This window comes from Brasilonema octagenarum UFV-OR1, assembly GCF_963888615.1.
Taxonomy (GTDB): domain Bacteria; phylum Cyanobacteriota; class Cyanobacteriia; order Cyanobacteriales; family Nostocaceae; genus Brasilonema; species Brasilonema sennae.
This window is the reverse complement of record NZ_CAWPKW010000189.1, coordinates 20,890-37,416: the sequence shown is the minus strand read 5'-3', so window position 1 is coordinate 37,416 and position 16,527 is coordinate 20,890. Positions and strand designations below refer to the sequence as shown.

8 protein-coding genes are annotated in these 16,527 nt (G+C 44.2%); all 8 read right to left on the bottom strand.

Going from position 1 to position 16,527, the window contains the following annotated elements:
* Positions 1–34 precede the first annotated feature (34 nt).
* The 8 genes from AC5590_RS13440 to AC5590_RS13405 all read right to left on the bottom strand — a co-directional run bounded on the left by AC5590_RS13440 (position 35) and on the right by AC5590_RS13405 (position 16,505).
* Positions 35–1,099 carry a methyltransferase domain-containing protein gene (locus tag AC5590_RS13440; protein WP_169264167.1) on the bottom strand — a complete coding sequence of 355 codons (1,065 nt, stop codon included), beginning with the start codon at positions 1,097–1,099 and terminating at the stop codon, positions 35–37.
* A 231-nt stretch (positions 1,100–1,330) separates the two neighbouring features.
* Positions 1,331–5,968 carry a type I polyketide synthase gene (locus AC5590_RS13435; protein WP_169264166.1) on the bottom strand — a complete coding sequence of 1,546 codons (4,638 nt, stop codon included), beginning with the start codon at positions 5,966–5,968 and terminating at the stop codon, positions 1,331–1,333.
* Between the two features lie 25 nt (positions 5,969–5,993).
* Positions 5,994–9,596 (bottom strand): non-ribosomal peptide synthetase, encoded by a 3,603-nt coding sequence (locus AC5590_RS13430; RefSeq protein ID WP_169264165.1) that lies wholly within the window; start codon positions 9,594–9,596, stop codon positions 5,994–5,996.
* Between the two features lie 100 nt (positions 9,597–9,696).
* Positions 9,697–9,969 carry an FAD-dependent oxidoreductase gene (locus tag AC5590_RS13425; RefSeq protein WP_169264164.1) on the bottom strand — a complete coding sequence of 91 codons (273 nt, stop codon included), beginning with the start codon at positions 9,967–9,969 and terminating at the stop codon, positions 9,697–9,699.
* Positions 9,970–10,125: 156 nt separating this feature from the next.
* On the bottom strand, positions 10,126–12,969 hold the full coding sequence (locus tag AC5590_RS13420) for a type I polyketide synthase (RefSeq protein WP_169264163.1): 2,844 nt from the start codon (positions 12,967–12,969) through the stop codon (positions 10,126–10,128).
* A gap of 273 nt (positions 12,970–13,242) precedes the next feature.
* A complete protein-coding gene (locus AC5590_RS13415; protein WP_211178355.1) occupies positions 13,243–14,601 on the bottom strand; it encodes an NAD(P)/FAD-dependent oxidoreductase in 1,359 nt (452 codons plus the stop codon).
* A gap of 118 nt (positions 14,602–14,719) precedes the next feature.
* A complete protein-coding gene (locus AC5590_RS13410; RefSeq protein ID WP_169264162.1) occupies positions 14,720–14,977 on the bottom strand; it encodes an acyl carrier protein in 258 nt (85 codons plus the stop codon).
* 10 nt (positions 14,978–14,987) lie between these two features.
* Positions 14,988–16,505, bottom strand: a complete 1,518-nt coding sequence (locus tag AC5590_RS13405; protein ID WP_169264161.1) for an amino acid adenylation domain-containing protein — start codon at positions 16,503–16,505, stop codon at positions 14,988–14,990.
* Positions 16,506–16,527 lie beyond the last annotated feature (22 nt).

The following is a 16,527-nucleotide window of genomic DNA, read 5'->3' as shown; positions in this document are numbered from 1 at the left end:
TTACTTTAAAAGCCTGAAGTTTCTCCGCTTGCAATCATACTTTTTTGAATCTGAATATCTTATAGAGCCAGCTTCTATTTTTGAAATTGGTGTAGGTTGTGGAACCAGGTAACCCCAAAAAATTACTTATTAGGATTTCAGGTGCATTTCCATAAGCTTGGCTACCTATGGTTGCCGCTTCATCGCAGGATAACAAGACATTAGCTGTAATATCTCTATCCTTTTCAATAACAAAACCTATCTCTTGTAAATCTGATAAATAATCATCTAATTTATCTACGGGAAAGAAATCTGTGTACAAAAAGTACCCTCCGAGTTTTAATACTCTATATACTTCTCTATAAAAAGCAAAGATATTAGGGTAAGCATTAGATGATTCAATATTAGTTACAATATCGAATTTGTGTTCTTCAAAAGGTAGTGTTTCTGCATCTCCCTGCATAAAATGAGCATGACTATGATTATAATTTGTTTGACAAAATGAAATAGCTGTTGTTGATAAATCAATTCCAAATATTTCTTTAACATGAAAAGATGTGGCAATAACATTAACTGTTCCACCTCTGCCACAACCCACATCTAAAATTGTACGATCTGTAAGGTCGCAATCTCCAATAAGTTCGAGTACTAATTTAATGCGATTTTTATTAGGAGTGTAATTTGGTAAATCAACCAATGCCTCTTGTGGAGAATCGTTGGCAACATAACCGTAGTTCAAAAAAGTTGCATAACTACCAACTGTTGAGTTAAGTTTTTGGGAAAAATAATTATAAAGCTTCTCCCAAAGTTCTTTAGCTTTATTGGAAGAAAGATTTGAACTATTGTAATTAAGAAAGGGAAATGAATCTATCTGTTCTTGGATTTCAGCAAGTTCTTGTTCGCTTAGGTCTTTACAAAGATTAGCTTGAAAAAGAAAATTATACTTATTTATAAATTCCAAAATCTCTGCTTTGCGCTCAGCTATCTGATTACGTAGGGTTGGCGTCAATATTCCCTTGGGACCATTACAGCAAAGGCGATCGCCATCAGCAGAGAGCTTTATATCTAAATCGCTGAGGTAGGACAAAAACTCTTGAATGGATTTCATCTGAGTATTCATATCTAACTCCTGCAAAAATTGGTGCAAATGCAAAATTTACTGAAAAAGCAAATTCCTACAAAACTAGACTTTTAATTGTGACAGAGTGACGAGAAAGCTAGGAAGCAGATTGAAACAGTGCTATATATCGCCTTCAAACCACCTGAAAAAATGATGACTTATGAAGTGATAGTTTGATGTAGAGTTTTTTGTTCCTCTAGATGACTGCTTCCTTCTTTTTCTGGGAGATGTTTATAGTACTATTTCTTCTCTGTCATTCAAATTGTCACTGGTGTAAGCTTGGAGTTGCTGAGCAGTTGTACGAATCGTTTCAATACACTGTGCCATGCCAGCCACGGTAGGTTCCTCAAATAACCTGCCCAAGGACATTCCTATCTGGAATACTTCGCGCACCTTGGTGACGATTTGGGTAGCCATTAAGGAATGTCCCCCCAATTCAAAGAAATTATCGTGAATTCCTATTAGTTCAACTCCAAGAAAATCCTGCCACATATTGACAAGCTTTTGCTCAGTTTCATTCTTGGGAGCGACATAGCCATTTGGTAAATTCGGTCTGGAATGAAGCGAAAATGAAGTAATTTTTTGGGAAGCTGGTTTTTCTCGTAAAAATTCCAGTTTGATCCATTGGTCAATCCTGGCTTGTAAATTTCCCGTTGAAACCACTACCTGAGGTTCAATATCCTTGGACAAGATCCTAGTAAATGCCTCTACACCTTCTTCTTTTGCGATCGCTAATTCAGTCGATACATCTCCCACAAACTTACCTTGCTTGTTATCTTGCTCTAGTTGCCAGCCATCCCAGTTGACGCTGAGCCAGGAGACAGGATTGGTCTGATTGTAATGGTGAACAAAAGCGTCCATAAACAGATTTGCTGCTGAATATGCAACATATCCTAATCCTCCTAAAACTGATGACAAAGAAGATAGCAACAAACAAAAATCAAGCTCTTTGTCCTGCAAAACCTTTTTCAACACCAAAAGTCCATATATTTTTGGTTGAAATTGCTGCTCACACTCAGTTTTAGTTATCTGTTCAATATCACAAAACGTTTTTTCTGTCACAACTCCTGCAGCATGGATTACACCGTTGATCTGACCAAACCGCTCTAGAGTCTGAGCAATTACTTCTCGCATTTGTTCAAGATTGACAGCATCGGCACTAGCTACCAAAACCTCAGCACCGAGTTCCTCAAGTTCTTGCACTTTGCGAATCTTGCGGCTCGTGCCATCGGTTTTACTGTGAGTACTCAACCACTCGCACCACCTATCTCGGTTGGGCAAACCTAAACGTCCTGTCAGAACTAGTTTGGCTCGTACAGTCTTTGCCAGATACTCAGCCAAAACAAGTCCAATGCTTCCGAGTCCACCCGTGATTAGATAGACTCCCCCTTCCCTTAATCGTGGAGTCGCTTCCTTTGCTTTATCCAAGTAGACTGGCTCAAAGGTTTGCACCCAGCGATGATTACCACGGTAGGCAATAAATCGCTCTGAGGAGGGGACTATGAGTTCCGTTATTAAGTAGTTTACGAGTTTCTCTTGCCAAATTCCTGCTGAAGGAAGAACAACATCAATGCTACGACAGGTAATATTCGGATATTCTTGGGGAATTACCTTCACTGGACCCAGTAAGGTCGCCTTTTCTGGACAGAGTATTTCTGTGGGGTTTATTTTCTGAAGATTATTAGAAACGACCGTGATTTGAAACTCATGCGTAAGATTTAGTTTTCCTAGTACTTTGGCGAGGAACAGTAGACTGTAGAATCCTTTGTCTTGAGCTTGGTCAAGAAGCAATTCCAGTTCTGATGCTGTATGACATTGGGGTGTGACATTCCATAGATGAACAATCTTTGTTGGTAGATTTTCCCGTGACTGTAGTTCATTGAGCAAAACCTCGTAGTCATCAGGTTGTTGAGGATTAAGAGTATACAGGCATTCGCTCAGCTTTGCAAACTCCGATCCAAGCTTCACGGTAATCACATCCTGGTTCTGTGTTCGGAGTTTTTTCTCCAATTGGGAGCCCAAGCCGCACTCATCGCTCAACACCAAAATGCAAGACTTTTGCTTTGCCAGTTCTTCCTGAAGCAACGATGGGGGTACTGATGGCTTCCAAAAAGGTAGGTAGAACCAGTCGCCGATATCTGGTTTTTTGCCCAGTAACGCCTGAGCCGTATGATTACCCTGCCCCTTTTGGGGCGGTTCAATCCAGTAACCTTGCCGCTCAAAGGGATAGGTAGGCAAGGGGAGACGATGACGCTGCTCGGAAGCATAAAATCTTGACCAATCCACCTGTACTCCATTGAGCCAGATCTGACCTAACGTCTGTAACAAGAATGCTACATCCGATTTCCTCTCTTGTGGATGGGGTACCGAAGTTAACACTATCTGTTCGGGTTTTTTATCAGGATGCTGTTTGGCTAATTTACTCAAAGTCCGACCCGGTCCCACCTCTAGCAGAATTTGAGAGGGTTCTTGTAATAACTCTTGCAAGCCTTGGGCAAACCGCACCGTTTGCCGTATATGAGAAGCCCAATAAGAAGGATCTGTTGCTTGTTCTGCGGTAATCCAAGTACCAGTGACGTTAGAAATGTAGGGGATTTGTGGGGGCTTAAGGCTGACTTGTGTCACCCGCTCAGTGAAGCGCTTCAAAATCGGCTCCATCATGTGAGAATGGAAGGCATGAGAAGTATGTAAACGTTGGCTGTCTATGCCTTGGGAAGCTAACTGGTTTTGTATTGCCTCTACAGTATCTGTCGTACCTGAAACGACACAGGAGGACGATCCGTTAATTGCTGCCAAAGACAGTGTCTGAGCCAAGAATGGTTGCACCTTTTCTTCAGACATAGGAACGGCGAGCATACTTCCTGATGGCAGTTCCTGCATTAGTTGACCCCGTGCCGTCACTAAAACTAAAGCATCTTCCAAAGAGAATACACCTGCAAGAGTGGCGGCTACATATTCACCGATGCTGTGACCAATCATTGCCACAGGTTGCACTCCCCAAGACATCCACAATTTAGCCAGGGCGTACTCAATCACAAACAGTGTTGGTTGGGTAATAGCAGTCTGCTGTAATTGCTGTGCCGCCTTTTCAACTTCTTCCTCTTTTGGGTACAGACAAGAGCGCAAATCTAATCCAAGGTAGGGCTTGAGTAATTCACAGCAGGAATCGCACTCTTGGCGAAATGTCGGTTCACTCTGGTAAATTTCCCGCGTCATATTTACATACTGGGCTCCTTGACCAGTAAACATGAACACAACGGGGCGATCACTTGATTCCTGAAACTGGGTGTAAACTCGCTGTTGAAACTCTTGTAGATATGCTTCGTCAGTAGTTGACGCTAAAGCTTTGACCGCATCCTCAATATCTTTGGCTATAACCATTCGGCGATGATTAAATGCCTGACGACCCACTTGCAGAGTATAAGCCACATCGGGAAGATTGATGTCTGGGTGCTGCCTTAAGTAATTGGCTAGGTTAGTTGTTGCCGTTTCTAAGGCTGAAGGGGTTTTGGCAGACAGCACCAGGAGTTGCTGGGATCGGGAACGATTGGAAGATGTTTCTAAAGCAGGAGCTTCCTCAAGAATTACATGAGCATTTGTGCCACCAAAGCCGAAGGAACTCACCCCAGCACGACGGGGAATGTTATTGACTTTCCACTCTGACAGTTTATTATTGACGTAAAACGGATTATTCTCAAAATCAATTTGAGAATTTGGTATCTCAAAGTTGAGGCTTGGTGGTATCAACTTGTGTTGAAGTGCCAAGACGGTTTTGATTAAGCCTGCGATCCCAGCCGCTGAATTCAAATGCCCAACATTGGTTTTTACTGAGCCGATTGCACAGTAGCCATTTTTATCCGTACCGCACCGAAACGCTTGTGTCATGGCTGCGATTTCAATCGGATCTCCCAAAGGAGTTCCGGTTCCGTGGGCTTCCATATAAGTGATGGTTTCTGGCTCCACTTCCGCCATAGCTTGAGCGGTGCGAATCACCCTCGCTTGACCATCTTGGCTGGGTGCTGTGTAGCCGATTTTCAAAGAACCATCATTATTGATAGCAGAGCCTTTGATGACTGCATAAATACGATCATTGTCTGCGATCGCATCCTTTAGCCTTTTTAGGACAACAACTCCAACTCCATTACCGCCAACTGTACCGTTTGCTTTAGCATCAAAGGCTCTGCAATGTCCATCAGGAGAAACAATAGCATCTGGTGAGAGGGTTAATTCATTTTGGGGAACTTTAATTGAAACTCCAGCAGCCAAAGCCATGTCGCATTCACCATTGAGCAAACTTTGACAAGCAAAGTGAACAGCAACTAATGAACTAGAACAGGCTGTTTGAACAGTGACACTAGGTCCCTTAAGATTCAATTTGTAGGATACACGTGTGGCAATGTAATCTTTATCAACACCAATTTCGGTTTGTAAGAATCCTCTGGATTCCATCAATTCCTGATTGGGATAAATGTTATAGAGTAAGTAAGTGCTTAGACTTACACTAGCGTAAACTCCTACGAGTTTTTCTTCTGTTTGGCAGTCATAGCCAGCATTTTCAAGAGCTTCCCAGGCACATTCTAAAAACAGGCGGTGTTGTGGGTCCATAGTTTCAGCTTCTTTGGGACTGAAGCCGAAAAATGAAGCATCAAACATTTCGACATCATCAAGGATAGCGCCAACTTTGATTATCTTATTGTTTTGACCAGACCCATTAGCAAGTATCCCTTGCTGTTCTAAATCAGAGAAAACCGTAATGAGCTCCTTTCCATTTTTGAGACACTCCCAAAATTCATCAATATTTTTTGCACCTGGAAAACGTCCGGACATTCCAACAATCGCTATTTCTAGACCATTCTGCTCAAAATTCATAATCTTTACGACCTTACATTCTGCATTAAAGATTAACAATCGTGTTATTGCGTCTTTTTGCCATTAACTGTTTTTGTCGATGACTCAATTCTTTTTGCTTCTGAGTTTGCTCATCCATTTGATGAGAAAAAGATTTTTCAATCTGATTGTGGCTCAAGTATTTTGCTAAAAAGCTAATAGTTGGATAGCGAAATATTTGCACAATGGGTATATCCATACCTAAAGCCTCTTTAACCTTGCTATGAACCTGCACAATGTGAACTGAAGTGGCACCTAGGTCAAAAAAGTTGCTCTGCATACCTATACTCTCTACCTGAAGCACATTTTTGACGATAGCTGCTAAGGTTCGCTCTACTTCACTTTGGGGCGGTAAATTGACCGTGTCAGACTCAGAATGCACAGGTTCCAGCTGAGGGAGCGCCCGACGATCTACTTTGCCATTTGCTGACAGTGGCAAAGTCGGGAGTGGTACATAAGCTGAAGGTATCATGTAATTGGGTAGTTTCTTTTGCAAGAAACTGTGTAACTCATCAGCAATCGAGGCAAATGTAGAACTTGCTTTAGGAGGTACTTGTTCGCTAACGCCTTGGTTAGTCATAACTCCCTCAGGTTGCTGGGGTTTATAGACATGAGCTATCGGGTTAGTGAAATCTAGCTCCAGAGACACCCATTCTGAGTCGGGAACAACATAGGCTACCAAATATTTCTTTTCTCGCTCTTTTCCTACTGCTGTTACGACTGCATATTTAACCGCAGAATGCTGTTCCAAAGCTTTTTCAATCTCGCCCAACTCGATGCGGTAGCCGCTAATTTTGACTTGGAGATCCTCTCGTCCTAAAAACTCAATATTACCATCGGGCAGATAACGACCTAAATCCCCAGTCTTGTATAAACGTTCACCTGTTTCAGGATGGATAATGAAGCTAGTGTTGGTCTTTTGTTCATCCCGCCAGTAACCTTGAGCCAGTCCGATCCCACCAATATAAACCTGTCCTGGTACCCATACTGGGCATGGCTCCATCTTTTCATTAAGAATTTGAAAATATTGATTGCACATTGGTTGACCATATGGAATACTCTTCCAGGCTAGGTCTACAGCTTCAATTGGATAAAGAATCGACCAAATAGAAGCTTCAGTGGCTCCTCCTAGGCTAATCACCTGTGCGTTTTTAAACAGTGCTTTTATCTGATTAGGTAAGTTTAGCGGTATCCAATCTCCACTCAGTAGCACTAATTGCAAACCGTTAAGCCACTCTTGGTGCTGATTTTTTTTACTATATTCTACCAGCATTTGCATTAAGGCAGGTACTGAATTCCAGACAGTCACTTTGTTTTGAGCCATCAAAGCAACCCAATGAGCTGGGTCTTTCGTGTGTTCAGCATCTGGAATGACGATAGTTCCTCCTGCAGCTAGTGTGCCGAAGATATCGTAGACCGACAGGTCAAAATTGAGAGAAGACAGGGCTAGCACTCGATCTGTAGGTTCAACGCCAAAACGCTGGTTAATGTCAACAATTGTGTTGACAGCACCCCGATGGTCAATCATTACCCCTTTAGGTGTTCCCGTAGAGCCTGAAGTAAAAATAACATAGGCTAAATCTTCTGGTTTCTGCACTGACTCTAAGGGACTATCGTCAACTCCCTGGATATCTTCATCATCAACACCTAGCCGCTGAATACCATTAGACCAAGTCAATTTCTCATTCAGCCAAGATTGCGTTAAAACGAGCTTTACTTCCCCCTGCTCTAAAAGATGCCACAGTCGCTCCTGAGGAAGTGCTGGGTCAATAGGTAAGTAAGCAGCACCGGAATAAAGGATTCCTAGCACAGCAACGACTTGCTCCCACCCCTTTTCCATGACAACCCCAACCAATGTGTTAGGATGGGCACCGAGTTGTCGCAGCCGATGTCCTACTTGATGAGCACGGCGGTACAATTCCAGGTAATTGAGAGTGCGTTTGGATGAGATGACAGCCGGTTGTTGCGATCGCTGTGGCACCTGTTCGGCAAATAAAGTGTGCAGCATATGAGATGTTACAGGTGCCTGGGTGGCGTTGATGGCAGTTCGCCGTTCTAGTTGTGCTTTTGGAATCAGTTGAAAGATTTTTTGCTGCCAACTTTCTTTGTGATTAGCTAATCTCTGAAGCAAACGATTGTAAGCATTGAGCATATCATCCAGAAGTCCCTCTGGAAACAGCCCTTCTACCGTAGCCCAGACATTAATCAGAGATCCTCCTTGCTCGTGTGCCTGATAATCTAACCAAACCTGGGGTGTCTGGGAAATACTGTAGACAACGGAGCCAAACTTGTTTAACCATTCAAATATTCCGTCACTGCTGGAGTTAAGGGCACTCGTAAATATCACAGGCATAACAGCCTCTCGCTCCCTACTTTGGAGACGAGACAGTTCTCGCAAAACTTGGACACCACTAACATGGCAGTGATCCATATCATCCCAAAGCTGCTTCTGTATGTGCTTTGCCCGCTCTGCAAAAGTATACTGCCCTGAATTGTCAACTGCCAACAGAATGAGAGACGTAAAGTCACCAGCAATATCGTTTATTTTAGGATGTAACGGCAGGCGATTAAAAAGTGTAAGATTAATGGTAAAGCGTAAATTCTTGCTCCAAGTAGCCAGGATTTCGGCATAGGCTGCCAGTAACACTCCAGATGGTGACAGCCCCATCTCAACTGCCCGATTCTTTAACTTTGACCAGGTTTCAGCTTCTAAGGTTGCTTTGTGACACTTGAATTTAGGCTGGTTTAGGACATTGGGATTGATAGCGAGACTCAGTTCGGGAGCAGGGGGAAGTGTTGCCACACGTTCTTTCCAGTAAGCTAGGGAACGCTGGTAGGCTTCTGATTTTCGGAAGGCATCGGTTGCTAAGATATAGTCTCTAAAAGAAAATTCTAAGGCTGGAAGAGAAAGCTCAGGATTCTTGTACAACTGCCACCACTCCCGGAAAATCATGGTTGCACTTGTGACATCCAGGTTTAAAAGCTCTATACTGATTAGAAGTCGGATACGTCGCTCATCTAAAAGGTAAGCTTGAACTTCAAACCAGGGCCACTGTTCTGGCTGAAATAGTTGGTGTGAGAGGCGATCGCGAGCTGCCTCTAGTCGTTGAGCAACTGTTTCTGGTTCCTGAGCGCGCAGGTCTTGGATTTCAATTTGATAGGGAGGAACTTGCTCTAGGATTTGCTGCTGGGCATCTGCTGTGACAACCGCACGCAACATATCATGACGACTGATAACCTTCTGCCAAGCAGAACTCAACCGATTTAAATCTAGTTCTTCACATTCAAGTTCTACATAGAAATGGTTTCCGACATTACCTAGCTCAAATGCTCCATTTCGACCAAGCCAGTAGGCTTGCTGAATTTCTGTCAGAGGAAAAGGAAGATGTCGCTGGTCAAGAGCAGGTACAATTGTGGGCAACGTTGAGCTACGCGTTTCCTTGTCATGAAAATGTAGCAGTGCCAACAGCTCTGATTTTTGCTGAGCCATCAAAGTGCGAAGTTCAGGCGTTAAGGTACCTTTAGGAGCACGGCAAATCAACTCCTGTCCATCTATCCACAACTGAACGCCCAATTGCCTAAGCTCTGTTAATAGTTCTGTTGCCTTCATAATTTATACTCATTCATAAATTTAATAGCGGGCTTCCCGATAACTTTGAGTCGTTCTGCTTCTAGACCATCTAAGCTCGACAAAATGGATTTTGTCGAGCTTAGCTCATGTCATAGATTGGAGCTTTTTCAGCAGATGTCCAGGCAGCACCGTATTTTTTGGGAAAACCTGCTTGTTCCATCTGGTCAAGAAATCCAATCTCTTTAAACACTCGTGTTGATGATGGAACTAGAGATTCTCCTACATGTGGGCGAGGAAAAATTTCGCTTTCAAAAATAACACATTTAAGACCTGCTTTAGCAAGGTAAGCAGCGGTTGCTGAACCCGCAGGTTCACCACCAATGATTCCGATATCAAAGTCTACTTCTGACATATTTAGTTCACAGTTGTTATTGTAAAGGTTTGTACCTATGAGATTGTGTACTGCACTTTTGGTGCAAGAAGCCTATTGCTGTGTAGAAATATCTGCAACTACCAGTCATGCAGCCAATCTATAGAAGCAGCTGAGGTTGTCCTACAAGATTAACCTTTATATTTTGAATTCTTCCCAAGTCTGATGAATAACTGCGTCACTGTTGTGCAGGAAATCACTGGTTTGTATGTCTTTGGTCACCCTAGTTATCTCGAGTTCCCGATCTGGGGTAAGAGCAGATGATGCCGTGTTAACCCCAGTTGTCAGCTGCTTCATTAGTACTTGCGCTACAATTTGGGGAATTCCATATCCTTCCAATAACTTAGTTATTGGTATGGTAACCCCAAGGTCAGCCTCTACTCGATGTTTCACCTCAAGAGCCGAGATAGAATCTAGTCCCAGTCTATTTAGAGGTAGCTGAATATCCAGCTCGTGGAGATCACATCCTAGCGCTGAAGCAACCTGTTTAATAAGGTAAGACTCTAACAAATGCTGGCGTTGACATGGCTCTACCCTCAGAATTGTCTCGCGGGTTGTACGTGTTGCTATATTTGAACTCCATGTTTCTTCCCTTAGTTTTTGACGCCCATTGGCAATTTCAGGGGCAGTACTTATTGTCTTAACATCGAGCCAATCAAGCCATAGTCGCTCGCGCTGCCAAGGATAAGTTGGTAGTTGAACACATCGGCATTCATCAGAATAGAGTGTCTCCCAATTTACTTTGCATCCTAAGGTGTAAAGGGCAGACAGAGACTTTAGCATAACTGTTCGTTCCTCTTCCCGTTGACGCAGAGATGCCAACACAGTTCCTTCTCTACCAATTTGGTGCAAGCACTTAAAAATTGATTCGGACAAAACAGGGTGTGGGGCGAGTTCTACAAACACATTGTAATCCTTCGTCACCATTTGCTCGAGAATTGCTGCACAGAAAAACGGTTCTTCGTCATTTGTTTTTTGTCCTTTGTCCTTGGTTTGTTTCGCGACGGACTTTAGATTGTTGACTAAAGACAACACAGCATCTTCTAGGCTCAGGGTTGCGACCAAGTAAGCCGCCGTTATTTCCCCCAAACCGTCACCAATAACAGCTTTTGGCACAATCCCCCAAGAACGCCATACAGCTGCTAAAGCTACCTGAAGAGCAAAAAGTTCTAGCTGAAAAGTCTCAGTTTGAGCCAAGGGGGAGCAAGACTCATTAGCGTCTGCTTCTTTCCACAAAGACCAGTTAGCGTGCTGGCGAAAAAGGCGATCGCACTCCTCCAAAGCCGTTTTGAAATGAATTTCTTCTCCTAAAAGCTTTTTTCTTAGAGTCCACCCTTGGGGGACTTGACTAGGAAGCACAAAGACAATCTTTGGTGAACTGTTTGACACCTTAGTTGCCAGGCATAATCCGGACGAAGCTTGTCCCTCCAAAAAAAACTCTAGTGACTTAGCTAAGGTCTGTCGAGAATTACCTGTAATTGCAAGGCGATACTCGTGGTGACTACGTCGTACACTGGCAGTATAACAAATGTCTTGCAAAGAAAGGGTATTAGACTCCTCAATAGTCAAGAAATCTTTAAAAGCACAAGCCAAATCCGCAAGCGCTTCTGGACTACGTGCTGACAGAGGTAGTAAGTGTACCTGTCCAGTTTCAAGTTGTTCTATAAGAGATAACTTGTTGTTGGACTGAGGAGAACCTTCTAATACCACATGGGCATTAATGCCTGTCATTGAGGTTACAGTCACCCCTGCTAAATGTGATCCTATCTTATTAGGCCACGGACCGAGTTTCTGTTGGGCTACTAAGCCGAGAGATTCCAGGCAAATGTCTGGGTGGGGCTGCTGTAGATGCAAAGTAGGTGGAATTTCCCGATGGTAAAGGGAAAGCGCCACTTTGATTAAGCTAGCAATGCCCGCAGCAGCTTCCAGATGACCAATATTGGTTTTGACCGATCCGACAATGCAATGGTGACTGCGTCCACACTGAGTACCTATTGTTGCTCCAACAACTTTCGCCTCAATGGGATCGCCTTTTGGAAGCCCCGTGCCATTCAGCTCAACATAATCTATGTCTGATAATTCGACACCAGATCGACGACAAGCGTCACGGATCACTGATTCCTGTGACGTAGGATTAGCTGCCATAATCCATTCATTATGGCCATTGTGATTAATCGCAGTCCCAAGGATAAGAGCATAAACTCTATCAGACCGGGTCACCTGAGAGAGGGGCTTTAGAACTACACTGCCAGCTCCTTCCCCGCGAACATAGCCATCAGCCCGTGCGTCAAGAGTTTTGCAACGTCCTTCAGGAGAGAGAGTTCCAGCTTTAGACAGCATGATACTAATGTCTGGCGACAACATGAGATTCACCCCACCCGCAATAGCCAACGTAGCTTCTCCTGTCCACAAGCTTTGACAGGCATAATGAACGGCAGCTAATGATGCAGCACAAGCTTGGGTGATAGTAATGCTTGGTCCTTTTAAGTCAAAGAAGTACGAGATCCGGTTAGCAGTAAAGGCAGGGTTATTTCCTGTAATAGTGTAGCTATCAAGCTTAGACCAATCTCTAGTTTGCAACCTGAGATAGTCGTTGGATGAAATTCCCTGGAAGACGCTAGTCCGGCTACCTGCTACTTTCTCTAGGGTAAGTCCGGCATCTTCCAGTGCTTCCCAAACAACCTCCAAAAGCAAGCGCTGCTGGGGATCGATATACTTTGCTTCACGGGGAGAGAGACGAAATGCACGCCAGTCAAACTTATCTACATCATCGATGAAACCACCCCATCGGCTTGACATTTTTCCAGACTTTGTTATGTCTGGGTCATAAAGCTGATTTACATCCCAGCGATTCTCAGGAACCTCACGAACAGCATCAATACCATCTCGTAACAGTTTCCAGAACGCTTGGAGATTCTTGGCACCAGGAAAACGACATCCAATCCCGATGATAGCGATAGGCTCTGGTTGCATCCCGTTCATAGCATCACCTGCACTTTCACCTTGGTAATCTATTATACAAAAATTAGAAATGACTCAATTTGCCCCCAACTCCTACTTCAAAACGAGCAGGGCTGTTTCATTCCCTCAAAGGCTCATAATGTCAAGGGTTAATGTTAGCGACCGCCCTTAATTTTCTGGATAAAAGTTAAATTGTCTGGATCTAAATATAGGTTTTCTATAACTTATATCCCAAAAATTATCGCGCTACGTATTGACAAATTCTCTCTCCTTAACGAATGAAACAGCCCTACTTCAAAACGAGGGCGCTAGTGAAGGAGCTTTCAAATCACCCAGGAATTGATGCCATAGGTGATTTTTGTTCTGCTCCACTGCCGTGACAGTCTCCCTCATCGCTCGGAGAACTTCCGGTTCCTCTTCGTCGTATACATCCCCCTGGAGCAGCTTGATGATATCGAGCCGATATCGAGAATCTTGGATAAAAGCAGTAAAGAGGACGTTTAAACGATAATAGAGAGAAATGAACTCATACCAGTTTCTCACGCCTCGGCGGAGAATAGCTTCATAGGTTGCAAAGCTATCTTTAGTAAAGATGCCCTTTTCGGCAGCTTTAATAATATCTATACTGGCACAGCGGGCACTGTTGAGAGCAATGCTAACGCCACTAGAAAAAATGGGGTCAACAAAACGAGCGGCATCACCAATCAGCACAAAGCCATCTCCACAGATCTGCTTCATAGAGTAGCTGTAATTGCCTTCCTCTTTGAATGCGCGGAGTTGCTTAGCTGCCTTCAAACCAGCTAAAAGTTCTGGACGGCTCTCTACACAATCCCAGAAAAACTTTTCACGAGATGCTTGCGATTTTACAAAATTTTTCCGTTGTGTGACTACACCAATGCTGGTGATAGTCTCTGAGATCGGGATTTGCCAAACCCAACTATTCGTGATTGGTAAGAAGTGAACAAAAATATAGTCTTGCTGTCGCTCATTTCTGGAAAGTGTGGACCGATCATAGCCTTCAAACCAGGTGTGTATGGCGCACTGATCAAACACAGGATCGGGAATTCTTAATTTGAGTTGATTGCCAAGCAGCGTTTGACGACCACTGGCATCGACAACCACCCGAACACTCGTGCTCATCTCTCGTTTGTTTGTAGAAAAGTGAATTTGAGGTTGGGATGGCTCCGAGAAATCTACTTCCTTTACTCGTACCTCTTCACAGACGGTTGCACCTAACTCTTGAGCATGCTGAAGTAAAAGTAAGTCAAATTTGCCGCGATCAACATGGTAAGTATAGCTACGGTCTACACCATGTTGGTCTCGTTCTTCAAACCTAACATCTGCATGACAGTCTGCTTCCAGTCCTTGCCAATCATGTTGGTAAATCGGACTTTTTGAATTGGAAGCTGCTGTCCATACAGCACCATACTTCCGAGGAAAACCTGCCCGATCCATCTTCTCAAGAAAACCAATTTCTTTGAAAACCCGCGTTGAAGATGGTACCAGAGATTCTCCAACATGAGGACGGGGAAACTTCTCCCGTTCTAACACAATGCATTTTAGACCTGCTTTAGCCAGATAAGAAGCGATCGCGGAACCGGCAGGTCCACCACCAATAATTCCAACATCAAAGTTGGGCTGTTCTATACTCACGTTTTTCTCCTCTTAAACACATTAGGATAACTGTAAGAGTTATTCTTTCTAGCTTAAAACCGATTAGTTTGAGTTTGCCTTGCTACACAATTGTAATTTTTAACTAGCTCACAGATGCCTAACTTTCCTTAGCGATTCCGAGAACTAAATGAGTGAGAGAAACTAAATCTTTGAAATGTTCAGCAGTCACTTTTTCAGCAGGTATTTCAATTCCAAATTGATTCCAAATGAAGTTGAGTACTTTAACAATCTCAAGTGAGTTGATAACACCCCATTCAAGCAAGGGAGTTGTTGTTTCTAAACCAATGTCCTTACCGTCTAGAACCTCGTTGGTAATGTATGCCTTCAAAGCTTCCAAAACCTCAGACTGTTGCATTTGTTCCTTCCTATACTCGTGATAATGCACTGGTGATATTAACCGCTTCCTGCGTCAGCCTCTGGCGATCAATTTTGCCGTTTCTAGTGCGAGGCAGTGCCGCAATAAAGCGCACATCATCAACGATCATATAACGCGGCAAACGCTCGGCACAGTGCCGTTTAATGGACAAGAGGGGCAAATCGCCTGTGCTAACTACAAACGCGGTTAGACGGGCATCAATTCCCGAACCGGACACAACAACCGCTGCCTCATGGATTTCAGGATGTTCTGCTAGGGCTGCTTCAATGTCGCCAAGTTCCACCCGGTGACCGCGCACTTTAACCAGGTGGTCACGGCGACCTACATACAGGTAATTGTCATCTTTGAGTAGCCTGACAATATCCCCTGTGGCATAAGGTTTGTCACCTTGTGGTGGATGTCCCCAGTAACCGAGCATGACGGTAGGACCAGAGACTATTAACTCTCCCTCTTCACCGAGCTTAGCCTTTGTGCCGTCATCTTTCAGCGCCCAGACGCAATTGCCAGAACACGCCCGACCGATAGGAACAGGCTTCGTGCGGTCCGGCTCAATCCCTTGTACTTCGTAGAATGTACAGACATTTGTTTCAGTTGGACCATAAAGATTCAGAAATCGCACTGACGGCAAGTATTCATAAAGCCGCCTTAAGTGCTTGAGCGAGAAAGGCTCTCCAGCAAAGAGGATAGCACGCAATGGGAGGGTTTGCCTGTCTAACAAACCGCCCTGCTCCATCATCAGAATCAACGCTGACGGCACAGAGTACCAGATGGTGATTGTCTCTTGAGTGATGAAATCGACTAGTCGCTTGGGAGCATAAGACATTCCATCGGGAACGAGAGAGACAGACGCTCCCACGTGAAATGCGACATAAAGGTCTAGTACTGATAGGTCGAAGTGAAAAGGTGCGTGGTTAGAAAACCTATCGGCAGGGGTTGCTTGGAGTTCTTGGGCGGCCCACTCGATAAATGCCAATGCATTGCGATGGCTGATACAGACTCCTTTGGGTTTTCCTGTTGAACCAGACGTGTAAAGGATGTATGCCAAGTCATCGTCAGCAGGGGAAAATCCTTCTACTGGCTCGTCAGAGAATGCCACCAGGTCATTCCAGGTTTGCCCTTTCCAGATGCCATCGGTACATAAGCAAGCCACGCACTCAAGATCATTAGTCAACGTGGCTTCAGCACGTTTCTCAGTGGTGATAAGTGCCTTGACTGCACAATCTTTGAGAATGGTGCGGGTGCGAACAGCAGGACCCAGTGGATCGATGGGGACATAAGCAGCGCCAAGGCGCAACACCCCTTGCATTGTTGCCACAGCACGTACTGATTTATCGAGCCAAATCCCGACGCGATCTCCCCTACAAACACCAAGTGCAGTCAGTGCTTTAGCAATGCGGTTGGCTAACCTATCTAGCTCACCATAAGTTATACTGCCGTCAGGTCCCCTGATAGCCAACGCATCTGGCGTACGTTTTGCACTAAGGATGAGAAAGTTCTGCAGGCTCATAAACAACCCCCTTGCAAGGTTA

Excerpts from the sequence above, each read along its gene's own strand:
- AC5590_RS13440 (WP_169264167.1), bottom strand. The coding sequence starts at position 1,099 with ATGAATACTCAGATGAAATCCATTCAAGAGTTTTTGTCCTACCTCAGC.
- AC5590_RS13435 (WP_169264166.1), bottom strand. The coding sequence starts at position 5,968 with ATGAATTTTGAGCAGAATGGTCTAGAAATAGCGATTGTTGGAATGTCC.
- AC5590_RS13430 (WP_169264165.1), bottom strand. The coding sequence starts at position 9,596 with ATGAAGGCAACAGAACTATTAACAGAGCTTAGGCAATTGGGCGTTCAG.
- AC5590_RS13425 (WP_169264164.1), bottom strand. The coding sequence starts at position 9,969 with ATGTCAGAAGTAGACTTTGATATCGGAATCATTGGTGGTGAACCTGCG.
- AC5590_RS13420 (WP_169264163.1), bottom strand. The coding sequence starts at position 12,969 with ATGAACGGGATGCAACCAGAGCCTATCGCTATCATCGGGATTGGATGT.
- AC5590_RS13410 (WP_169264162.1), bottom strand. The coding sequence starts at position 14,977 with ATGCAACAGTCTGAGGTTTTGGAAGCTTTGAAGGCATACATTACCAAC.
- AC5590_RS13405 (WP_169264161.1), bottom strand. The coding sequence starts at position 16,505 with ATGAGCCTGCAGAACTTTCTCATCCTTAGTGCAAAACGTACGCCAGAT.